Origin of the sequence: Hydrocarboniphaga effusa AP103, assembly GCF_000271305.1 — a bacterium.
Taxonomy (GTDB): domain Bacteria; phylum Pseudomonadota; class Gammaproteobacteria; order Nevskiales; family Nevskiaceae; genus Hydrocarboniphaga; species Hydrocarboniphaga effusa.
Genome location: NZ_AKGD01000001.1, coordinates 2384007 through 2405555 on the forward strand (window position 1 = coordinate 2384007; position 21549 = coordinate 2405555).

The 21549-nt window shown below is 64.8% G+C and carries 22 protein-coding genes and 2 pseudogenes; 17 read left to right on the top strand and 7 right to left on the bottom strand.

Annotated elements, in window-relative coordinates; translation table 11 throughout:
• Positions 1 to 44: 44 nt before the first annotated feature.
• The 6 genes from WQQ_RS10505 to WQQ_RS10530 all read left to right on the top strand — a co-directional run bounded on the left by WQQ_RS10505 (position 45) and on the right by WQQ_RS10530 (position 5620).
• A complete protein-coding gene (locus WQQ_RS10505) occupies positions 45 to 518 on the top strand; it encodes a F0F1 ATP synthase subunit B (RefSeq protein ID WP_007185134.1) in 474 nt (157 codons plus the stop codon).
• A gap of 22 nt (positions 519 to 540) precedes the next feature.
• Positions 541 to 1077: a F0F1 ATP synthase subunit delta gene (locus WQQ_RS10510; protein ID WP_007185135.1), complete on the top strand. Its 537-nt coding sequence runs from the start codon at positions 541 to 543 to the stop codon at positions 1075 to 1077.
• Positions 1078 to 1215: 138 nt separating this feature from the next.
• A complete protein-coding gene (gene atpA / locus WQQ_RS10515) occupies positions 1216 to 2757 on the top strand; it encodes a F0F1 ATP synthase subunit alpha (protein WP_007185136.1) in 1542 nt (513 codons plus the stop codon).
• A gap of 125 nt (positions 2758 to 2882) precedes the next feature.
• Complete coding sequence (gene atpG, locus WQQ_RS10520) at positions 2883 to 3746, top strand: F0F1 ATP synthase subunit gamma (RefSeq protein WP_007185137.1); 864 nt, start codon at positions 2883 to 2885, stop codon at positions 3744 to 3746.
• Between the two features lie 32 nt (positions 3747 to 3778).
• Positions 3779 to 5182, top strand: coding sequence for a F0F1 ATP synthase subunit beta (gene atpD / locus WQQ_RS10525; protein WP_007185138.1), 1404 nt, complete (start codon positions 3779 to 3781; stop codon positions 5180 to 5182).
• Between the two features lie 18 nt (positions 5183 to 5200).
• A complete protein-coding gene (locus tag WQQ_RS10530) occupies positions 5201 to 5620 on the top strand; it encodes a F0F1 ATP synthase subunit epsilon (RefSeq protein ID WP_007185139.1) in 420 nt (139 codons plus the stop codon).
• 77 nt (positions 5621 to 5697) lie between these two features.
• On the opposite strand, the gene WQQ_RS10535 is transcribed toward WQQ_RS10530, so the two are convergent.
• Together WQQ_RS10535 and WQQ_RS10540 are read right to left on the bottom strand one after the other, a co-directional pair.
• Complete coding sequence (locus WQQ_RS10535; RefSeq protein ID WP_040453383.1) at positions 5698 to 6129, bottom strand: MarR family winged helix-turn-helix transcriptional regulator; 432 nt, start codon at positions 6127 to 6129, stop codon at positions 5698 to 5700.
• 112 nt (positions 6130 to 6241) lie between these two features.
• A complete protein-coding gene (locus WQQ_RS10540) occupies positions 6242 to 7159 on the bottom strand; it encodes an alpha/beta hydrolase family protein (protein WP_007185141.1) in 918 nt (305 codons plus the stop codon).
• A 147-nt stretch (positions 7160 to 7306) separates the two neighbouring features.
• On the opposite strand from WQQ_RS10540, the gene glmU reads away from it, so the two are divergent.
• The 3 genes from glmU to glmS all read left to right on the top strand — a co-directional run bounded on the left by glmU (position 7307) and on the right by glmS (position 11256).
• Positions 7307 to 8674: a bifunctional UDP-N-acetylglucosamine diphosphorylase/glucosamine-1-phosphate N-acetyltransferase GlmU gene (glmU, locus tag WQQ_RS10545; RefSeq protein WP_007185142.1), complete on the top strand. Its 1368-nt coding sequence runs from the start codon at positions 7307 to 7309 to the stop codon at positions 8672 to 8674.
• Between the two features lie 47 nt (positions 8675 to 8721).
• The gene (locus tag WQQ_RS10550) at positions 8722 to 9342 is read left to right on the top strand and encodes a glutathione S-transferase family protein (RefSeq protein WP_007185143.1); all 621 of its coding nucleotides are present in this window, start codon (positions 8722 to 8724) and stop codon (positions 9340 to 9342) included.
• A gap of 78 nt (positions 9343 to 9420) precedes the next feature.
• Positions 9421 to 11256 (top strand): glutamine--fructose-6-phosphate transaminase (isomerizing), encoded by a 1836-nt coding sequence (gene glmS, locus WQQ_RS10555; RefSeq protein ID WP_007185144.1) that lies wholly within the window; start codon positions 9421 to 9423, stop codon positions 11254 to 11256.
• 469 nt (positions 11257 to 11725) lie between these two features.
• On the opposite strand, the gene WQQ_RS10560 is transcribed toward glmS, so the two are convergent.
• Positions 11726 to 12271: a type I restriction enzyme endonuclease domain-containing protein gene (locus tag WQQ_RS10560; RefSeq protein WP_040453385.1), complete on the bottom strand. Its 546-nt coding sequence runs from the start codon at positions 12269 to 12271 to the stop codon at positions 11726 to 11728.
• 178 nt (positions 12272 to 12449) lie between these two features.
• On the opposite strand from WQQ_RS10560, the gene WQQ_RS10565 reads away from it, so the two are divergent.
• Positions 12450 to 12833: a TA system antitoxin ParD family protein gene (locus WQQ_RS10565; RefSeq protein ID WP_202800622.1), complete on the top strand. Its 384-nt coding sequence runs from the start codon at positions 12450 to 12452 to the stop codon at positions 12831 to 12833.
• Positions 12833 to 13396 (top strand): ATPase, encoded by a 564-nt coding sequence (locus tag WQQ_RS10570; RefSeq protein WP_007185146.1) that lies wholly within the window; start codon positions 12833 to 12835, stop codon positions 13394 to 13396. The genes WQQ_RS10565 and WQQ_RS10570 overlap by 1 nt, the downstream gene beginning before the upstream one ends.
• Positions 13397 to 13476: 80 nt before the next feature.
• Here the strand turns inward: WQQ_RS10570 and WQQ_RS10575 are convergent.
• Positions 13477 to 13731 (bottom strand): annotated as a pseudogene (locus WQQ_RS10575) (NADPH-dependent FMN reductase family protein); the annotation flags it as partial.
• A gap of 23 nt (positions 13732 to 13754) precedes the next feature.
• On the opposite strand from WQQ_RS10575, the gene WQQ_RS24650 reads away from it, so the two are divergent.
• Together WQQ_RS24650 and WQQ_RS10580 are read left to right on the top strand one after the other, a co-directional pair.
• A complete protein-coding gene (locus tag WQQ_RS24650) occupies positions 13755 to 13973 on the top strand; it encodes a hypothetical protein (RefSeq protein ID WP_007185148.1) in 219 nt (72 codons plus the stop codon).
• A gap of 278 nt (positions 13974 to 14251) precedes the next feature.
• Entirely contained in the window at positions 14252 to 14830 is a 579-nt protein-coding gene (locus WQQ_RS10580) for a redoxin domain-containing protein (RefSeq protein ID WP_007185150.1), read from the top strand.
• A 303-nt stretch (positions 14831 to 15133) separates the two neighbouring features.
• Here WQQ_RS10580 and WQQ_RS25255 read toward each other — a convergent pair.
• Positions 15134 to 15276, bottom strand: a pseudogene (locus WQQ_RS25255) (glutathione-dependent formaldehyde dehydrogenase); the annotation flags it as partial.
• Positions 15277 to 15426: 150 nt separating this feature from the next.
• On the opposite strand from WQQ_RS25255, the gene WQQ_RS10590 reads away from it, so the two are divergent.
• A complete protein-coding gene (locus WQQ_RS10590) occupies positions 15427 to 15789 on the top strand; it encodes a four-helix bundle copper-binding protein (protein WP_007185153.1) in 363 nt (120 codons plus the stop codon).
• A 21-nt stretch (positions 15790 to 15810) separates the two neighbouring features.
• Here the strand turns inward: WQQ_RS10590 and WQQ_RS10595 are convergent, their stop codons facing one another.
• Complete coding sequence (locus tag WQQ_RS10595) at positions 15811 to 17724, bottom strand: hypothetical protein (RefSeq protein ID WP_007185154.1); 1914 nt, start codon at positions 17722 to 17724, stop codon at positions 15811 to 15813.
• Between the two features lie 293 nt (positions 17725 to 18017).
• Here WQQ_RS10595 and WQQ_RS10600 point away from each other — a divergent pair, with 293 nt between their 5' ends.
• The 3 genes from WQQ_RS10600 (at position 18018) to WQQ_RS10610 (ending at position 20877) form a co-directional block, all read left to right on the top strand.
• Positions 18018 to 18911, top strand: a complete 894-nt coding sequence (locus WQQ_RS10600; RefSeq protein ID WP_007185155.1) for a DUF2167 domain-containing protein — start codon at positions 18018 to 18020, stop codon at positions 18909 to 18911.
• Between the two features lie 19 nt (positions 18912 to 18930).
• Positions 18931 to 19653 (top strand): site-2 protease family protein, encoded by a 723-nt coding sequence (locus tag WQQ_RS10605; RefSeq protein WP_007185156.1) that lies wholly within the window; start codon positions 18931 to 18933, stop codon positions 19651 to 19653.
• 66 nt (positions 19654 to 19719) lie between these two features.
• Positions 19720 to 20877, top strand: a complete 1158-nt coding sequence (locus WQQ_RS10610; RefSeq protein WP_007185157.1) for a M14 family metallopeptidase — start codon at positions 19720 to 19722, stop codon at positions 20875 to 20877.
• A gap of 74 nt (positions 20878 to 20951) precedes the next feature.
• Here WQQ_RS10610 and WQQ_RS10615 read toward each other — a convergent pair whose 3' ends face one another.
• On the bottom strand, positions 20952 to 21503 hold the full coding sequence (locus WQQ_RS10615; protein ID WP_007185158.1) for a phospholipase D family nuclease: 552 nt from the start codon (positions 21501 to 21503) through the stop codon (positions 20952 to 20954).
• Positions 21504 to 21549 lie beyond the last annotated feature (46 nt).

Genomic DNA, 21549 nt, shown 5'->3' on the forward strand with positions numbered 1-21549 from the left:
CATCTTCAGTTCAAGTTCGACCGACTCCTTAAAAGAGAACCGCGATGCAAGCGAGTATCCCGTCCATCATCGGCCAGATGATCGTGTTCTTCATCTTCGTCTGGTTCACGATGAAGTTCGTGTGGCCGCCGATCACCAAGGCGCTCGAAGAGCGTCGTGCGAAGATCGCTGAAGGTCTGGCCGCAGCCGAGCGCGGCGCCGCTTCGCTCAAGGAAGCCTCTGCCAAGAGCGATGCCGAACTGAAGGCGGCGCGTGCGCAGGCCCAGGACATCATCGCGGCCGCCAACAAGCAGGCCACGCAGATGGTCGAAGCCGCCAAGGGCACCGCCGCTGCCGAAGCCGATCGCATCAAGGCGAGCGCGCAGGCCGAAGTGGCAAGCCAGGTCACGCAAGCCAAGGAAGCGCTGCGCAAGGAAGTGGCTGATCTCGCCGTGCTGGGTGCCGCGCGCATCCTCAAGCGCGAAGTCAACGCCCAGGCGCACGCCGACATCCTGCAAGACCTGGCCGGCCGCATCTAAGCTAAAGGCTATCGAGAACGTCATGGCTGAACTGCAGACGCTGGCTCGCCCTTACGCCAAGGCCGTTTTCGAACTGGCCAGGGAGTCGGGCAGCCTCAAGGCCTGGACCGATCGCCTCGCGGCGCTGTCGGCCGCGGTGACCGCACCCGATGTCGCCGCCATGATCGGCCACCCCAAGGTGACCCGTCAGGCGCTCGCGGATGCGCTGTCGGCTTCGTTGGGCGAGTCCATCGGCCGTGAAGGCCAGGGCTTCGTCCGGCTGCTCGCCGAGAACGGTCGTCTCAAGCTGGTGCCGCTGATCGCCGAGCAGTTCGAGGCGCTGCGTGCCGAAGCCGAAACGCGGGTCGATGTGGAAATCACGTCGGCCGCATCGGTTCCGGATGCGCAGCAGGCTCAGCTCGCCAAGGCCGTCGGCAGCCGGCTGAACCGGCAGGTCGCGATCGACTGGAAGGTCGACGAGAGCCTCATCGCGGGTGCGGTGATCCGCGCAGGCGATCTCGTCATCGACGGTTCGGTCAGCGGCGAGCTGGAACGGCTCAAGAGCTCGCTCGAAAAGTAAGTCACAAGAAGGGCCGGGCGCCTCGCGAAAGCGGGCGCCCGGAGCAGCAAACGATGGACCGGACGGGCATGAGCTCATCCGGCAAAAGATGCCGACACGATGCGCCTCGCGCGTCTCTAGGAACCAGCAGGAATCGACATGCAACTCAACCCTTCCGAAATCAGCGACCTGATCAAGGCACGCATCCAGAACTTCGATGCGGCCACCGAGGCCCGCAACACCGGCACCATCGTGTCGCTGCAGGACGGCATCGTGCGCATCCACGGCCTGTCGGACGCGCTGCAGGGTGAAATGCTCGAGTTCCCGGGCAACAGCTTCGGCCTCGCGCTGAACCTCGAGCGCGACTCCGTCGGCGCCGTGGTCCTGGGCGACTACAAGCACCTCAAGGAAGGCGACACGGTGAAGACCACCGGCCGCATCCTCGAAGTGCCGGTCGGCGAAGGCCTGCTCGGCCGCGTCGTCAACGCGCTCGGCCAGCCGATCGACGGCAAGGGCGCCATCACGGCCGCCGGCTACAGCCCGATCGAAAAGATCGCCCCGGGCGTGATCGCGCGCAAGTCGGTCGACCAGCCCGTGCAAACCGGCTACAAGGCCGTCGACGCGATGGTGCCGATCGGCCGCGGCCAGCGCGAGCTCGTGATCGGTGACCGCCAGACCGGCAAGACCGCGCTCTGCATCGACACCATCATCAACCAGAAGACCTCGGGCGTTAAGTGCATCTACGTCGCGATCGGCCAGAAGGCCAGCTCGATCGCCAACGTCGTGCGCAAGCTCGAGCAGTTCGGTGCGATGGAATACACCACGGTCGTCGCCGCCTCGGCTTCCGAATCCGCCGCGCTGCAGTACATCGCGCCTTATTCCGGCTGCTCGATGGGCGAATACTTCCGCGACAAGGGCGAAGACGCGCTGATCATCTACGACGATCTCTCCAAGCAGGCCGTCGCGTATCGCCAGGTTTCGCTGCTGCTGCGCCGTCCGCCGGGCCGCGAAGCCTTCCCTGGCGACGTGTTCTATCTCCACTCCCGTCTGCTCGAGCGCGCCGCTCGCGTGAACGCCGAGTACGTCGAGAAGATGACCAATGGTGCCGTGAAGGGCAAGACCGGCTCGCTGACCGCGCTGCCGATCATCGAAACGCAGGCCGGCGACGTGTCCGCCTTCGTGCCGACCAACGTGATCTCGATCACCGACGGCCAGATCTTCCTCGAAACCGACATGTTCAATGCCGGTATCCGCCCCGCCATGAACGCCGGTATCTCGGTGTCGCGCGTTGGTGGTGCTGCGCAGACCAAGGTCATCAAGAAGCTCTCGGGCGGCATCCGTACCAACCTTGCGCAGTATCGTGAACTCGCGGCCTTCGCCCAGTTCGCTTCCGACCTCGACGCCGCCACCCGTGCGCAGCTCGAGCGCGGCCAGCGCGTCACCGAGCTCATGAAGCAGAAGCAGTACGCGCCGCTGTCGGTCGCGCACATGGCCGCTTCGCTCTACGCGGTGGAAAAGAGCTTCATCGACAAGGTGCCGGTCGACAAGGTGCTGGCCTGGGAGTCCGGTCTGCACCAGTTCCTCGATGCGAGCTACGCCTCACTCGTCGCCAAGCTCAACGAGAAGGGCGACTGGAACAACGATCTCGAAGCCGAACTGAAGTCGGCCATCGAAGCCTACGTCAAGCAGTCCGCGATCTAACGCCGGGATAGAACGATGGCAGGCGCCAATGGTAAGTCCCGCACCAAGATCAAGAGAGATCTTAGCGTGCTTCGCCATGCGAACGATTACGTCGTGCGCAAGATGCACGCTGCCCAGGAGTAACGATGGCCGGCGCTAAGGAAATCCGCACCAAGATCAAAAGCGTGAAGAACACGCAGAAGATCACGCGTGCGATGGAAAAGGTGGCGATGTCGAAGATGCGCCGGGCGCAGGAGCGCATGAGCGCCGCGCGCCCGTACGCGGAAGCGATTCGCCGCACGATGAGCCACTTGGCCAACGCCAATCCGGAATATCGCCATCCGTTCATGGTCGATAGGCCGGTCAAGAAGGTGGCCTATCTGATCGTATCGACCGACCGTGGTCTGGCCGGCGGCCTCAACATCAATACCTTCCGCGCCACCGTCCGCTCGATCAAGGAGTGGAAGGACAAGGGCGTCGATGCCGAGCTGGCGATCGTCGGCAACAAGGGCATCGGCTTCTTCAAGCGCATCGGCGGCAAGGTGGTGGCCACCGCGTCGAACCTCGGCGACAAGCCGACACTCGAACAGCTGGTCGGCAGCATCAAGGTGCTCGTCGACGCGTTCCGTGACGGCGGCGTCGATCGCGTCTATGTGGTCTACGCGAGCTTCGTCAACACGATGACGCAGAAGCCGACCGTGCAGCAGCTGCTGCCGATCGAGGCCACGCCGGCCGAAGGCCTGCTCAAGAGCTGGGACTACATCTACGAGCCCAGCGCGCCCGAGCTGCTCGACAGCGTGCTGCTGCGCTATCTCGAGTCGCAGGTGTACCAGGCCGTCATCGAGAACGCGGCGTCGGAGCAATCCGCGCGCATGGTCGCGATGAAGGCCGCCAGCGACAACGCCGGCAAGATCATTCAGGGGCTGCAGCTCGCCTACAACAAGGCGCGCCAGGCCAGCATCACCAAGGAACTCGCGGAAATCGTCGGCGGCGCGGCCGCGGTCGGTTAAGTCAACACGTATCAGGACATCAGAGAACAGCCATGAGCACCGGCAAGATCGTTCAAATCATCGGCGCAGTCGTCGACGTCGAGTTTCCCCGCGAAGCCATTCCCAAGGTCTATGACGCGCTGAAGGTCACGGGCACCGAGCTCACGCTCGAAGTGCAGCAGCAGCTCGGCGACGGCGTCGTCCGCGCGATCGCGCTGGGTTCGTCCGAAGGCCTCAAGCGCGGCCTCGAAGCCGTCAACACCGGCGCGCCGATCTCGGTGCCGGTCGGTCCGGCCACGCTCGGCCGCATCATGAACGTGCTCGGCGAGCCGATCGACGAAGTCGGTCCGGTCGAAGCGCAGAGCCACTGGGCGATTCACCGCGAAGCGCCGACGTACGAAGACCAGGCCGGTTCGACCGAGCTGCTCGAAACGGGCATCAAGGTCATCGATCTGCTGTGCCCGTTCGCCAAGGGCGGCAAAGTGGGCCTGTTCGGCGGCGCCGGCGTGGGCAAGACCGTCAACATGATGGAGCTCATCAACAATATCGCGAAGGCGCACTCGGGTCTGTCCGTGTTCGCCGGCGTGGGTGAGCGTACCCGTGAGGGCAACGACTTCTATCACGAAATGATGGAATCGGGCGTCGTCGACGAGAAGAACCTCGGCAACTCCAAGGTCGCGATGGTGTACGGCCAGATGAACGAGCCGCCGGGCAACCGTCTGCGCGTGGCGCTGACCGGCCTGACCATGGCCGAATACTTCCGCGACGAAGGCCGTGACATCCTGTTCTTCGTCGACAACATCTACCGCTACACGCTGGCCGGTACCGAAGTGTCGGCGCTGCTCGGCCGTATGCCGTCGGCGGTGGGTTACCAGCCGACGCTGGCCGAGGAAATGGGCCAGCTGCAGGAGCGCATCACCTCCACCAAGAAGGGCTCGATCACCTCGATCCAGGCCGTGTATGTGCCCGCGGACGACCTGACCGATCCGTCGCCGGCCACCACCTTCGCGCATTTGGACTCCACCGTCGTGCTGTCGCGTGACATCGCCTCGCTGGGTATCTACCCGGCCGTCGATCCACTCGACTCCACCTCGCGCCAGCTCGATCCGAACGTGATCGGCGAAGAGCACTACGGCACCGCCCGCGACGTGCAGGGCCTGCTGCAGCGCTACAAGGAACTGAAGGACATCATCGCGATCCTCGGCATGGACGAACTGTCGGAAGACGACAAGAAGATCGTGTCGCGCGCCCGCAAGATCCAGCGCTTCCTGTCGCAGCCCTTCCACGTCGCCGAGATCTTCACGGGTTCGCCGGGCAAGTACGTGTCGCTGAAGGAAACCATCCGCGGCTTCCGCGGCATCGTGGACGGCGCTTATGACCACCTGCCCGAGCAGGCGTTCTACATGGTCGGCACCATCGACGAAGCGGTCGAGAAGGGCGCCAAGCTCGCTGCCTAAGGCAGTCGGGGAATCGAAATGGCACAACTCCAAGTCGACATCGTCAGCGCCGAAGGCCACATCCACAAGGGCGAGGCGGCGATGGTCTTCGCTCCGGCCGAGATGGGTGAAGTCGGCATTGCGCCGCGTCACTCTCCGCTGCTGACTCGCCTCAAGCCGGGCACCGTGCGCGTGCGCACGACGTCGGGCCAGGAGCTCGCGTTCTTCGTCACCGGTGGCATTCTCGAGGTGCAGCCGCATCTCGTGACCGTGCTCGCCGACAGCGCCCTGCACAGCAAGGACGCCGACGAAGCCGCCGCGCTCAAGGCCAAGCAGGAAGCCGAAGAGAAGCTCGCCGGCGCCAAGACCAGCACCGATCTGGCCAAGGCCCAGCAGGAGCTCGTCGAAGCCGCCGCGCGCCTCGAGTTCGCCCGCAAGCTGCACAACATCACGCACTGAGCTTCACCGCCCCGTGCAACGAAAAGGCCCCGGATTTCCGGGGCTTTTTCATTTGCGGTGCAGGTCGGACCGCGTCGCTAGTCGCGAAACTTGGTCTGCAGGCTCGCGAGCCAGCGCGCGACCACTTCGAGCTCGCTTTCGCTGAAGCCTTCGGCAAGCCGCAGGTTGATCGCCCCGAGCCCGCGATTGACCTGTTTGAGCGCTTCGCGCCCGGCCTCGGTGATGTAGACGCGCATCGAGCGCGCGTCCTTTTCGTCGCGACGGCGCTCGATGAGCCCGGCCCTAACCATGCGATCCGCCAGACCGGTCATCGCCGACGGGGCGAGATCGAGCGCGGCGGAAATCTCACCGATCAGGGCGCCGTCGTTTTTGGACAGGAAAAACAAGGCTCCCCCCTGCGCAACCGACGCACCGCCTTCGGCTCCGAACCGGGCTTCGATCCAGCGATTCAAGCGGCGTTGCCCGACGTTGAGCAAATAGACGAGACGCTTGTCGGCGGATGCTTTCATGGACGGGAAGGCTGGGGTGACGGCTCCGATCATAAATCGCCGCCATGAACCGCAAATTGGCTATCGGGCTTGGCGCACGGTCCCGATAGCCGGGTTTCGAGCGCAAGCAGGATCAGGCGGCGTTGCGCTCGCTCACTTGAGCCCGTAGCCAGGCTTCCGCCATCGGCCAGAGCTTCCTCGCCGAGGCGCGGCGGAAAAAGCCCATGTGCCCGATGGCGTCCAGCCCGACGGTTGCCGGCGCGATCTGCCGGTGCTCGATCGGGCAATGGCTGTAGTGCCGCATCATCGCGCTGATGGCCCGGCGCGTGGCCCACGGGTCGTCGTCGAAGCCGAGCACGAGCAGTGGCAGGCGCTTTTGCGCAAAGCGCTGGACGGCGCCCAGCTGCGGATCGTCGAAGAAGTAATTCGGAAGCCGAGTCCAGCGCGCCCACTGGCGCATGACGCCGGCCGGCAGGTCTTCGCCGAGCCCGAGCTTGCTGCCGGGCATGTAGCCGAGCAGGCGACAGCACCACGGACCGACGTGGCGCATCATTGCACCGACGCGCCAGCGCTCCACGGACTGTTCGATGAATCCCGTGTAGCCCGCATGCGCGGCGACGATCAATGCCGCCCGCAGCTGATGCGTCGCCTCGCTGATCCCCAGTGCGTGGCCGCCGACGCTGTGGCCGACCGCCAGCAGGCTCGCGCCCGGAAAGTGTTCGCGCAGCACCTGCGTGGCGGCGGCGACGTCGAGCTCCATCCAGTCGCGCATGCTCGCGGAAAAGCCGCGCAGCGATGCCGGAGCAGAGCTGCCGATGCCGCGATAGTCATAGGTCAACACCGCATAGCCGCAGCTCGCGAGGAACTCGGCGAAGGGCTGGTAAAGCCGCTGCGGCACGGCGGTGGCCGGATGAATCACGACGGCTGCCGTGACCGCCTGCCCGGGTCGCCGCCCTTGCGCCGGGTACAGCGTGCCGGCGAGCCGGTAGCCGTCGCCGGCTTTAAACCGGATCGGGGCCTGATTCGATTGGTGTGCGGATGTCGCGGACATGGCGTCCTCCTGAAGATTGACGGCGCAATATATTTCGCTAGCGAAATAAAATTCAAGCGCCCGCCAACCGCAGAACTACCCGAACAGCGGGCGACTCCGACGTCAGAACGCCTAAACTGCACAGCCGAGCCGCTACCGAACGCCGTCATGAGCCTTCACGCCATCATCCTCGCCGCCGGCCGCGGCACCCGCATGAACAGCGCGCTGCCCAAGGTGCTGCATACCGTCGGCGGTCGCCCGATGCTCGATCACGTGCTGGATCTCGCCCAGGCCAGCGGGGCGCAATGCCATCTCGTGCTCGGTCACGGCGCCGAGGTGGTGCAGCAATGGCTGCGCAAGCGCGAAGGAGCATCGCCGAGCATCGCCGAGCAGACCGAGCAGCTCGGCACCGCGCACGCGGTCGCCCAGGCGCTGCCGGGCATCGCCGACGATGCGCTCGTGGTCGTGCTCTACGGCGACGTGCCGCTGATTCCGCCGCAGACGTTGGCTGGGCTCGTCGACGCGGCAGAAGCGGGCCTCGCGCTCGTCACCGTCAAGCTCGCCAACCCGACCGGCTACGGTCGCATCCTGCGCAGCTTCGGACGCGTCTTCGGCATCGTCGAAGAAAACGACGCCTCGCCGCAGCAGAAAGCGATCGACGAGATCAATACCGGCCTGCTCGCGGCGCCGGCCGGCAGCCTCAAACGCTGGATCGCGCAGGTGCGCAACGAGAACGCCAAGGGCGAGTTCTACCTCACCGACGTCGTCGCGCTCGCAGTCGCCGAAGGCGTCGAAGTGCGTACGGTCGAAGCGCTCGATGCGGAAGCCGTCGAAGGCGTCAACGATCGCCTGCAGCTCGCGCGCGCCGAGCGCTTCTTCCAGAAGCAGCAGGCGAATCAGCTCATGCGCGCCGGCGTGCAGTTCGCCGACCCGTTGCGCTTCGATCTGCGCGGAACGCTGTCGACCGGGCGCGACGTGTTCATCGACGTCGGCGTCGTCGTCGAAGGCCAGGTTTCGCTCGGCGACGGCGTGCGCATCGGCGCCTATACGGTGCTGCGCAACGTCAGCCTGGGCGCGAACACCGAAGTGCTCTCGCACTGCGTGCTCGAAGGCCTCGATGCCGGCGAGGCCTGTCGCATCGGACCGTTCTCGCGCGTGCGTCCGGACAGCCATTTCGACGACGAAGTGCATATCGGCAACTTCGTCGAAGTGAAGAAGGGCCGGCTCGGCAAGGCGACCAAGGCCGGGCACCTGGCCTACGTCGGCGATGCGCGCGTCGGCTCCGACGTGAACATCAGTGCCGGCGTCATCACCTGCAACTACGACGGCGCCAACAAGCACGAGACCGTGATCGGCGACGGCGCCTTCATCGGCACCGATACGCAGCTCGTCGCACCGGTGACGATCGGCGACCGTGCCTTCATCGCGGCGGGATCGACCATCACGCAGACCGCGCCGCCGGACCAGCTCACGATCTGCCGCGCTCGCGGGCAGAAAACCGTGCCGGGCTGGAAGCGGCCGATGAAGAAGAAATAAAGCGCCGCGTCGATGAAATTCGGCACATCAGCAATGAAGGAGAACCCATGAAGCTTTACACCGCCAAGCTCGCTCCCAATCCACGCCGTGTGCAGCTGTTCCTGGCCGAAAAGGGCATTCGGGATATCGAAGTCGTGCTGCTCGATTTTGGCAAGCAGGAGCACGCGCGCTCGCCGGTTTGCGAGGTGGCGCCGACGCCGCAGCTGCCCGTGCTCGAACTCGACGATGGTCGCCGGCTGTCCGAAAGCCGGGCGATCTGCAGCTATCTCGAAAGCCGCCATCCGGAGCCGAACCTGTTCGGCCGCGACGGCGAGGAGCGCGCCTTCATCGAAATGGCCGATCGCCAGGCCGAGTTCTTTCTGCTCGTGCATGCGATGAATGCGGTGCGCCATTCGCATCCGGGTTTCGCGAGCATCGAGCAGCCGCAGCTGGCCGATTTCGGTCGCACGCAGATCGACAAGCTGCGCCGCAGTGCGGCCTGGTACGAGACGCTGCTCGGCAAGCAGGCCTACGTCGCCGGCGACCGATTCACAGCGGCCGACATCACCGCTTTCTGCGCACTCGAGTTCGTGCGCGGGCTGCTCAAGTTCGTGCCGGCAAACGAGGGTTTCGCGAACCTGCAGGCCTATCGCGATCGCATCGCCGAGCGCCCCAGCGCGAAGGCCTGAAGGGCGCCTGCGTCCGGGCCGAACCTCGTTCCGGCGGGGCCGGTACACTGTCACTCCAACAAATTCCCCAGGAAGACCATGTGCGGAATCGTCGGCGCCGTCGCCGCTCGTGATGTCACGCCCATTCTCGTCGAGGGGTTGCGCCGCCTCGAATATCGCGGCTACGACTCCGCCGGCGTCGCGCTGCTGACGCAAAGCGGGCAGCTCGATCGCCGTCGCGCGCAAGGCAAGGTGCAGCAGCTCGCCGATGGCATCGCACAGCAGCCGATCTCCGGCCTGCGCGGCATCGCGCACACGCGCTGGGCCACGCACGGCGTGCCGTCGGAGCGCAACGCGCATCCGCATTTTTCGGAAGACCAGGTGGCGCTCGTCCACAACGGCATCATCGAGAACCACGACGAGCTGCGCAGCGAGCTGCGCGCCAAGGGCTACCACTTCACGAGCGAGACCGATACCGAAGTCGTCGTGCATCTGGTCAACGAATGCCTGAAGCAGAGCGGCTCGCTGCTCGCCGCGATGCAGACCGCGGTGAAGCGCCTGCACGGCGCCTACGCGATCGTCGCGGTCGCCGCGCGTGATCCCGACTGCGTGGTCGCGGCGCGCATGGGTTGCCCGGTCGTCGTCGGTCATGGCGACAACGAAAACTACGTCGCCTCCGACGTGCAGGCGCTGCTGCCGGTCACGCGCCGCTTTCAGTTTCTCGAAGAAGGCGATGTCGCCGAAGTGCGCCAGTCCGGCATCCGCATCTTCGATGCGAGCGGCAAGCCGGCCGAACGTGCGTTGCGTGAATCGACCTTGTCGGCCGACAGCGTCGAGCGCGGTGAATACGCGCACTACATGCTCAAGGAAATCTACGAGCAACCGCGCGCGATCGCCGACACGCTCGCCGAGCGCATCACCGGCAAGAGCGTGCTCGAAGCCGCGATGGGCCCGAAGGCGCAGGCCATATTGCCGCGCGTGCGCAACGTGCACATCGTCGCCTGCGGCACCAGCTATCACGCCGGTCTGATCGCGCGTTACTACGTCGAGCAGGGCGCCAAGCTGCCGTGCACGGTCGAAGTGGCGAGCGAATATCGCTATCGCGATCCGGTGGTGCCGGCCGACACCTTGTTCGTCGCGATCTCGCAATCGGGCGAAACCGCCGACACGCTCGCCGCGTTGCGTGAGGCGCGCAAGCTCGGCTATCTGGCCACCTGCGCGATCTGCAACGTGCCCGAATCCTCACTCGTGCGCGAAGCCGATCTCACGCTGATGACGCGCGCGGGTCCCGAGATCGGTGTCGCCTCGACCAAGGCGTTCACCACGCAGCTCGCGGCGCTGTCGCTGCTCGGCATCGTGCTCGCACGCCACAACGGCATGGACGCGATGACCGAAGCGGCCTTCGTCAAGCAGATCGCGCACGTGCCCGAGATCGTCGAGCACACGCTCAAGCTCGAGCCGCAGATCAAGGAGTGGGCCAAGCACTTCGCCGACAAGCGCCACGCGCTGTTTCTCGGCCGCGGGCCGACCTATCCGGTCGCGCTCGAAGGCGCGCTCAAGCTCAAGGAGATCTCGTACATCCATGCCGAGGCGTATCCGGCCGGCGAACTCAAGCATGGCCCGCTCGCGCTGGTCGACGCGGACATGCCGGTGATCGCGGTCGCGCCGAACAACGCGCTGCTCGAAAAGCTCAAGAGCAACCTGCAGGAAGTGCGCGCCCGCGGCGGCCAGCTGTTCGTCTTCGCCGATCCCAACACCGGCTTCAAGGCCGAAGACGGCGTCGAAGTGATGCTGATGCCCGAGCACATCGAAGCGATCCAATCACCGCTCGTGTACACGGTGCCGCTGCAGCTGCTCGCGTATCACGTCGCAGTGCTGCGTGGCACCGACGTCGACCAGCCGCGCAATCTGGCCAAGAGCGTGACGGTGGAGTGAGCGGCTGCTGCGCTTTAGGCGATGTGATCGTATTAGTAAAACCCGTAACTTTTGGTAAAGCCCGTAACAGATGCCCGGGACTCTCGGACCGGCGAACGGAAGGGGCAGCAAGGAGAAACTTGGGTTAAAAACCGCACCTAGCTAGAGAAGACCTGCAACACTCGCCCTCTGTTTGAGGAAAGCTTCGACCCTAGACAACACTGCGGGGTCGAACGAAAGAAGGCCCAGTGGCACAGGCAAGGCGTTCATCGCCTTGATGGGTGCATGGACAAGAACGGCGGCGACGCGATTGTTCTCGACAATTAAAGTCGTGAACTGGTTATTAAAGTCGTGAACTAGCAATTAAAGTCGTGAACTGGACGGGCTTAGCAGCGCGCGGGCTCGGGTTGTGGCTTTCTGTGGGGCAGCTCTGACCGCAGGTTGATATAACTGCCTGAGCAGTTTTGGCGTAGTCGAGAACATTCCGCCGCTACGCTGCGGCCCATCTCCTGCCGCCCATCGCGTAGCCCAGAGCCAGATCGAACACGTTGTCGCACTTCTGCTTGAAGATCGCGCGCTCGTAAGAATTTGGAAGATCTTCGTCAAGGACCCGCGCGATCTCTGCGCGGACCTGCTCCTTGGTTTGGGCGCTCTGATGCCAGTTCTGGATCAGCACCTTGGGCTCCTCCTCCACCAGGCGCTTCAGCAGGTGCTTGGCCGCCAGCTTTACGCGCTGGGTTTCGTCCTGCGTCAGTGAATCCTTCTTGAGCAGGTCGAATAGCTCCAGTTCGTCCTCAGTCAGACCCTCACGGATGTGCCGTTCGGCCTCTTCCTTCAGTTCCTGGGCGTAGGCGGTCAGCTCGTCGTAGTAGCTCTCGGTCGCAGTGGCGCCGGAGTTGTAGGCGTCGATCACCTTCTGCAGCCGTTTGTTGCTGCTTGTGCGGGATTGATCAGTTACGCATGCTATTGCGAGGCCGGGCTTGAGCACCAGCGCGACCCATAGACCGTTGACAGCTATACAGATAATGGCGGCCACCTATGGTCCAGCATTCAACGCGCAGGATGGTCAATCGCCGGCGCGCGTCAACATGCATATGCCCTGAATCGCGCGATCGGATATCGGGGATCGACTTCTGATGGCATTGGGCGGCTGGTCTCCAGCAGATGCTGAAGTGATGTAGCATTCTGCTACACCGACGTGCCCAGAGTCTGCCATGCCCGCCCCCAACAGCCCAATGCGCCTCGATCAGGAGCTTGCCGCTTCGGCGAAGTCGACCGCTAAAAGTATGAGCCGTAGCCTTTCGCAGCAGATTGCTCATTGGGCGCGCATCGGCAGGGAGTTGGAGCGCAGCCCCGGCGTCACAGTAAGCGCCGTGCAAGCCGTTCTCGAAGGCAGGGGCGGCTACGACGATCTCAGCACCCAGGAGCAGGCCATCGTTCGGGCGAACTGGGCCGAGCGCATCGACGCCGCTCGTGCCGGCCTGCGTCTGGATCGAGTGTTGGCGGAACAAGGCCGCGAAATCGTCGAACTGGACGCAGAGGGTGGCGTAGTCGTCCGTAATCCGGGAGGCGTTCGCTCCAAGCGGAACGCTCGATAGTGCCGCTGCTGCATCTGCTCGCCGGTCCCAACGGATCAGGAAAGACCACTTTCTATGAACAGGTGCTGGGGCCCGTCACGGGGCTGCCCTTCATCAACGCGGATGTCATCGCGCGGCAACTCTGGCCGGGCTCGGACCGAGATCGCTCCTATGAGGCGGCAAAGATCGCCGAGCAACGCCGTGACGAGATGATCGTGCAACGGCGATCCTTTATCGCCGAGACCGTCTTTTCACATCCGTCCAAGGTCGAACTGATCCGCCAGGCACAGGGCGCGGGCTTTCTCGTGATCGTCCACGTGATTCTGGTGCCTTTGGCGCTGTCGATGCGGCGCGTCGAAGCGCGGGTTCTTCATGGCGGGCATGACGTGCCGGTCGAGAAGCAACGTGAGCGCTTCCCGCGACTATGGCCCTTGGTGGCGGAAGCGCTGCGTATTGCCAACGAGGGGATTGCCTACGACAACAGCTCCGCGAAACATCCATACCGATTGGTCGCTCGGTACGAGAACGGAAAATTGATAGGAAAGGCGGACTGGCCGGTTTGGGCTGAACTTCGTACGACCTGACAGAAGCATGGACTCTTGGCGATCCGTTCATGACAGTCGAAGCGTGGGGCGAGTGGATGGGCGTGAACGACATGCGGTGATCAGTTCCGCTTGAGCTTGGTTGCCGTCTCTGCGATCAGGCGGCCCTGGTGACGTGCGCCGTCCAGCTCGATGGCGCTCGGTGCGCGTTGCCCCTGTCCTCCTGCGATGGTCGTCGCCCCATAGGGGCTGCCGCCGACGATTTCATCGAGACTCATCTGCCCTTGATGACTGTATGGAAGGCCGACGATGGTCATGCCGAAGTGCAAAAGATTGGTGATGACCGAGAACAGGGTGACCTCCTGGCCGCCGTGCTGCGGGCGACGGTCGCCTGCTGAAGATGCCGCTGCCGTCGGGCCGCGTCGGCATCGTCGCGGAAAGCCTGCCGGGCGCCGACGGCCTGCGCCACCACGCCGGCCTGTTCTGGATTGCGGCCAACCAGGCCGACGTCGTCGTCGGCCTGGACGAAAGCGGGAGACAAGCCGTGCGTGCCGGCGAGTTTCTGGGTATCGCCGATGACGACTCTCCGCTAGGGCTGCTGTTCCCGGCGAGCGAATGATCGTGGTCAACCTGGCCTTGCCGATCACGCCGGCCAAGGGCGACGAGTGGGAAGAGCAGGTCAGCCGCTGGAATATCGTGCAGTTCAAGTTGCCGCCGCCGCGGTAGCGATGTCCAGGGCTGATGCGAGACGGACTGGGATCCGGCGTTTTCCGGAGAGACCGCGGAAGTCCGCGTTCCCTTCGGCGGTGCCGGTGTGGTCGATGCGGCCAGTTTCGACGGCCGTGGTCAGCACTGAGCCGGTCGTTCCATTCGGCCGGCTCTTACAAGGAGAGCATCATGTCGAGTTCGTACCGAGACGCGCCGGAGTGGCAGGTCGACCAGTGGTTCAATGCACGCACGCCGCCGACGCTCGCCAGCCTGCGTGGAAAAGTGATCGTGCTGGAGGCCTTCCAGATGCTGTGTCCGGGATGCGTGTCCCACGGCTTGCCCCAGGCTCAGCGGGTGCATCAGACTTTCTCGCCTGCGCAGGTTGCGGTGATCGGCCTGCATACGGTGTTCGAACACCATGCTGCGATGACGCCGACTTCACTTGCGGCGTTTCTGCATGAGTATCGAATCGGATTCCCGGTCGGCGTCGATCGGCCGCGCGCAACCGGAATTCCGGAGACCATGCGCGCCTACGGCATGCAGGGCACACCAACCTTGATCCTCATCGATGCGCAGGGCCGGATACGGCACGAGCACTTCGGGCAGGTCGGCGATTTGCTTCTCGGCGCGCAGATCGCAAGCCTCGTCGCCGAGGCGGTCGATGTGCTCGCGCTGCGGCAGGCCGCAGCCGGATCTCATGTGACCGAAGCGGGCGACTGCACCGCCGATGCCTGCGGCGCCCGATCTGAAAGCGGCAATCGAGACTAGGCCTCAGCCTTGCAGAAGACCGAGGCCTCGACCTGCGCTTTGCGCGAACGGGCTTGCGGGAAGTTGCCGATCGCTTAGTGACTGGACTTCAAGGCTCGCGCCCCACACTCGACGTCGCGTTCCGCTCGGCCGGCGGCTGCGCTGCGGGCACGTGCTGGTGCTGCGCTCCGGTCGGATCGGCGAACTGGATCACGCGGCCGGATTGCCAGGCATCGGCGCCCGCCGCGATCACGGGGGTGTCGATGTCGGCTCGGCTTTGCCTGCGCTCGGCGCTGCTGATGCCGAGCCTGCGGTCTCGAGCCAGGTTCCGCGCACGAAGTGCAGATCGGTGCCGCAGATCGCCGAGGAGGTCAGGCGCACGATGGCGTCGGTGGGATGCTGGATGGTGGGCTCGGGCACGTCTTCGACGCGAAGGTCCCCGATGCCCGGAATACGACGGCCTTCATGCGGATTCTCCGGAAATGTGAAGAGAACCGGATGACCGCAACCGCCGTACCCGCCGTTGGTCATCGCAATTGCGGACGCGATGCAGGACCGTGGTTTGCTGAGTTGGATTGACGGCGGTAGCGCCGTCCCCTCTGACACGGAGAATTCGCATGGCCACATCCAATTCGCAGCTTCATTCAGCTTCGTCGATGCAGGACTGCATCGACGCCTGCTCGGCCTGCGCCGAGATCTGCTGGCGCATGGCGACCACGCATTGCCTCGAGAAGGGAGGGGCGCATGTGCGCTATCCGCATCTGGCCCTGATGCTCAACTGCGCCGTGCTGTGCCGCACTGCTGCGCAGTTCATGCTCAGCGGCCTGGAGCAGCATCGACACGTCTGCGCGGCCTGCGCGAAAGTCTGCGCCGCCTGCGCCGAAGACTGCGGCGCGATCGACGACATGCAAGATTGCGCCGACGCCTGCCGCCGCTGCGCCAGCAGCTGCGCGGCGATGGGCGGTGAGGCTCAGGCTTAGCGAAGCGCCGCGTGCCAGGGCTCAGCGCCCGACGACTTCGACTCTGGCCGGATCGAGCTCCGCGCAACGGCTGCTTCGATTCGTCGCGCCGAGCCTGGCATCGACGCAGCCTTGCAACAGCGGCATCAGGATGGGATCCGGCTTGCGCAAGGGCTCGACCATCGGCAGGCCGCGCGCGCCGTCCCAGAACGCGCGATGCGTGGAGAAGCTTTTGAAGTACACCTTGATGAGGTCGGGGTAGTCGTAGATGCCGGTGAACGTAGCGGGCAGCAACAGGCTGCGCGAACGCTTCGCGCGGCTGTCCGGATCGAAGCTGTAGGCCGCGATCCAATAGCCCTCGCACTGCGCCTTCCGGCAGGCCGTGCTCGCGCCGTGATCGATGCGCAATTGATATCGCAGTGTCGCGAGCTCGCCGTTCTGCGCGATCTTCGCGACCCGGTAAACAATGGGCTGGTCGGGGCTGAGGCTCGTCCATTGGCCGAAGCGCAGCAGCGTGGGCGATGGCGTCGCCGCCGTTGCGGCACTGGACATCGAAGGTGTGGCACGCGATGGCGTCGCCGCGACCGCAGCGGGGCCGGGCGCAACGACCTGAGCAAGGACCGCGGCCGGTTTCGGTGGTGTGGCAGGTGCCGCCGGAACAGGCAGTGCCGCCACCACAGCCGGTGCGACCGCTGCGGGCTGCGGAGACGAGATCGGAATCGGAATCGCGATCGGCAGGGCGACGGCCGCGGTGATTTGCGGGCCCACGACCGGCAACACCTTGATCGTGAGCTGATTCAGAAAGCGACGGATCCGGTCGTCCATCGACCAGGCTTCACTGCCGTCCGAAAACGTGTATTGCACCAGATCCTGCTGATGCTGCTTGAGCGAGCCGACGGTGCGCGTCTGTGCGCCCTTGCACGAAAGCTGGGGCACCGCGAACTTGGCGGCGCGTGGATCGTCGAACGAGCCGATCAGCGCGCCGCGATTGAACACCCGTCCTTTGAGCGGCACCGTGCGGCTCGCCGCACGCGCGAGCGTGTACGCGACGCGGATGTCGTCACCGCAGGCCATAAACTGATAGCGAATCTCGGCGCTGTCGAGCGGCGGTCCGATCACCACGTTCGCGGTCTTGCCGAGCGAGGCGATGATCTCCTGCGAGCGCTGTGGACCGTACTGTCGCGGGCGCGGCTTTTCCGCTGCGCCCGCGGGCGCTTTGGCGCTGACCACCTCGGCGACCTTGCATCCGGTCGGCGTCGCCGAGGCGCAGGATTTCTGCTGGCCGCGATGGTCGTAAGTGGTCATCGGGCCAGACAGATCGCCGTTGGCGTCGAGCGTGCCGACGAGCTTGGCGTCGCGGCTCCAGAACACCACCGGTCCCGCGCGACACTCGCCTTCCGGACCGAGTACGCAGTCCTTGATCTCACCGCCGGCGAAAATCCAGCGGCCGGTGCCGACCCACTGCATGTCGTAGCCCTGCGTACGCAGGATGCCGTGCAGAATCTCTTTCGATGGCAGGCGCATCACCGCTTCGCCGTTGCAGGCGCCCGTCGCGTCGACCACGCACTCGAGCTTGCGACCGTCGGGATGGATCGTGACCGAGATGCCTTCGTATTCGTCGATGCCCGACTGGATGCGCAGCGACTCGATCTTGCGCTTGCCATCCGGGAAGAACGTGGTGAGCTGGCCTTCGCAGCGCCCGCTCGGCGCATAGCTGCATTCGCTGCGCAGGCCGGAATTTTCGGTGCGCGTGAGCTTGCCGAGCCAGACCACTTCCGGCGGAGCGATCAGTGCTCGCAATCCGCTCAGACGCTCGCCGCCTTCGCTCAGTGTGGCGGGCCCGAGACATTCGCCGCTCGGCAGCCGCTTGCTGCAACTCCAGTCCGCGGCCGCGCTTGCCGCGTGCAGCAGCAACGCCAGCGGCAGCAGCGCTCGAACGAGCCCGCGATTAGTCATCCGACGATGAGCCACGATCTTTGTTTCCCCGTGAAAAGGCTCTTTCCGAAGATTCGTTATTTGGACGTTCCCCTTCACTAGCATAGCGCCAGTCTGCCGAGACCCCGGTTCGTATCCAGCGTGCGCGGCGAGCCGCCCAGTGGTCATGTGCGCTGCGTCCTTGCGAGCGCTCGTCTGCGGCAGGCAGACTCGCTACGCGGCTTGGGTGACTCAGGCGGTCGTCACGCGAAGGGGAAGCGTGATGCTCGCGTGGCCGCGCATATCGGTGGCTTTTTTCGAATGGGGGTTTTCAGATGATTCGTGAATTCGTGCGGGCCTGCGCCGTGGTCGCGCTGGTGTTCGCCGGCTGCGCCCAGGCGCAGGAACAGACGCAGCAGTCCGATCCCGCCGCGGCGGCCTGGCGGGCCGCCAACATGGCCATGCAGCGCGGGCCGAGTGATGTGCCGCTCAAGAGCGAAGCCACGCTGCATCTGCCCGAGGGCTTCGGCTTCGTTCCGCGCGAGCAATCCATCGTGGTCATGAACATGATGGGCAACCAGACCGGCGACGACTTCATCGGCCTGGTGTTTCCGATCGCGGACGAGGAGCAGCACTGGTTCGCCACGCTCGATTACACCGGCGACGGTTACATCGAAGACGAGGAAGCCAAGAACTGGAATGCGGACGAGCTGCTCGACAATCTCAAGAAGGGCACCGAGCACGGCAACGAATTTCGCCAGCAGCACGGTGCGCAGCCGATCGAGGTGACCGGTTGGGTGGAGTCGCCCGCCTACGACGCGGCGACGCATCGACTCGTGTGGTCGGTCGGCATCAAGGACAAGGGCGCCGCGGCGAGTGCCGACGATGGCGTCAACTACAACACCTATGTGCTCGGACGCGAAGGCTACATCTCGCTGAACTTCATTACCTCCAAGGCGGCGATCGAAGCCGAGAAGCCGATCGCGCGCCAGCTGCTCGCCGCGGTGGAGTTCAACCAGGGCCGCAGCTATGCGGATTTCTCGGCTTCGACCGACAAGATCGCGGCCTACGGCATCGGCGCGCTCGTCGGTGGCGCGCTGCTCAAGAAAGCCGGCTTGTTCGCGGTGGCGGCGGCTTTCTTTGCCAAATTCTTCAAGCTGATTCTGGTCGGCCTCGCGGCGATCGGCATGCCGATCTATCGCAAGTTCTTCAAGAAGAATTCGCCCTGATTTCGTTGCGAGTGCGAACGTGATCAAAGGCCTGTTGCTGCTGCTCACTGCGGGCAAGTTCGGCAAGCTGTTGCTGAGCAGCGGCAGCATGCTGCTGTCGGTCGCCGTCTATGGCTGGATGTTCGGCTGGCCGTACGCGGTCGGCATCGTCGCGCTGCTGTTCGCGCACGAGATGGGGCACTACCTCGCCGCGCGCAGCAAGGGGCTCGAAGTCGGCCTGCCGACGTTCATTCCGTTCGTCGGCGCCTGGGTGGCGCTCAAGCAGATGCCGCGCGATGCCGAGACCGAGGCCTACATCGGCCTCGCCGGCCCGCTGATTGGTTCGCTCGCCGCACTCGGTGTCTACTGGATCGCGCGCGACCAGCATTCGCCGTGGCTTTACGCGGTCGCCTACGCGGGCTTCATGCTCAATCTGTTCAACCTGATTCCGCTGTCGCCGTTCGATGGCGGACGCATCACCGCGGTGCTGTCCCCACGCATCTGGCTGCTTGGCGTGCCGATGCTGATCGCGCTGTTCTTCCATCGACCGTCGCCGCTGCTGATTCTGATGGCCGTGCTCGCCGCGCCGCAGGTCATGAAGGCGCTGCGTCACGATTCGACGACCGAGGAGGCGAAGGCCTATTACGGCAGCGCGAGCGCCGAGACGCGCTTCACCTACGCGGTGCTGTATCTCGGGCTCGCGGCGTTTCTCGCGCTCATGTGCGACCAGCTGCATCGCTCGCTGCCGCGCGCGAGCTTCTGAGGCGCTGCGGGTACACTGGATCATCGTCGCCGACTTCGTGCGACTCATCGAACTCCGGAAAACCCCATGACGTCCCGCCTGCACATCAGCGACCGCTTCGATAGCGGTGCCATCGAAGTTCTCTCGCTCGCCGACCCGGCCGACATCCGGCTGCGCATTCGCCCCGATACGCAGGCCGAGTTCGCGCAGTGGTTTCATTTTCGCCTGAGCGGCGCGCGCGGGCTGGCCTGCAACCTCACGTTCGAGAACGCCGGCGAATGCGCGTACCCGGATGGCTGGCGCCACTACAGCGTCGCGGTCAGCGACGACGGCGAACGCTGGTATCGCGTGCCGGCGAGCTATGACGGCAAGCAGCTGCGTTTTTCGCTGACGCCGAAAGTCGATGCGGTCACCATCGCCTACTTCGAGCCTTATTCGGAATCGCGTCATCAGGCCTTCATGGCGCAGGTGCAGACGCATTCGTCGGTAAGGCTCAGCGAAGTCGGCCGCTCGGTGCAGGGCCGTCCGCTCGATCTGCTGACCATCGGCACGCCCGGCGAGGGCAAGCGCAAGCTCTGGATCATCGCGCGCCAGCATCCGGGCGAAACCATGGCCGAATGGCTCGTCGAAGGCCTGCTCAAGCGCCTGCTGAATCTCGGCGATCACGCGGGCGATCCGCTCGGCAACAAGCTATTGCAGCATGCGGTGTTCTACGTCGTGCCGAACATGAATCCGGATGGTGCGGCGCTTGGCAACCTGCGCACGAATGCGGCCGGCGCGAACCTCAATCGCGAATGGATGGAGCCGAGCGCCGGGCGCAGCCCCGAAGTGCTCGCGGTGCGCGAGGCGATCGCGGCGACCGGCTGCGATTTCTTTCTCGACGTGCACGGCGACGAAGCGCTGCCTTACGTCTTCGTCGACGGCTGCGGCGGCCTGCCGACCTTCGACGACGCGCAGGCCGCGGAGCAGAAAGCGTTCCTGCAGCGCTTCCTGCGCGCGAGCCCAGATTTCCAGACCCAGCACGGTTACCCGAGCAATCACTTCCGCGAAGAAGTGCTCAAGCTCGCGACCAAGTACATCGGCTATCACTACCGCTGCCTCGCGCTGACGCTCGAGCTGCCGTTCAAGGACAACGCCAACGATCCGCGCCCCGAAACGGGTTGGAATGGAGCGCGCAGCGCGGCGCTTGGAGCTGCATTGATCAGCGCCCTGTGCTGGCACGTGGTTCCCGGCGCCGATGCTTGATGGGCCGATGTCGCGATAACGAAGAAGCCCGCTGCTAGCGGGCTTCTTCGTATGCGTGCATTGATCGCAGTGAATCAGTAATGCGCGACCAGCGGCTCCGCGTTGTCCCACAGTCGCAGCCATTCGTTCTTGTACTCCTGCGCGAGCGGTGCGTGGTTGCGGATGTAGAGCACGTTCTCGGCGTTGCGATCGGCCGCGGCCTGCGTGTAGTTGAAGCTGCCGGTCTGGATCGACACGCCGTCGATGACCATGAACTTGTCGTGCATGACCGCGTAGACCGTGCTCACGCGCACCGGAATGCCGGCGTTGGCGAGCGACTGCGGGCCGTTGTACTGGATGCTGCGGCTCGACTGATCCGCCACCACGCGCACGTCGATGCCGCGCTTGCGCGCCTCGACGAGCGCCTTGGCGATCGAGCGCGAAGTGAAGCTGTAGGCCGCGACGTCGATCGAATTGCGCGCATCGCGAATGCCTTCGAGCACGAGCGCCTCGGCGGTCAGATCGCCAATGCCCGGCGAGAATGCGACCGCCACGTCGGCGGCGAAGGAGCGTTGCCCGAACGCGAGCAGGACCAGAAAGAGCAGGGCAGTGAGGGGAGCGCGGATGGTCGAGGGAGCGGTTTTCATGGCGATCTGTGACACTGGACAGGAATGGGTTCTAACATTAATGTTA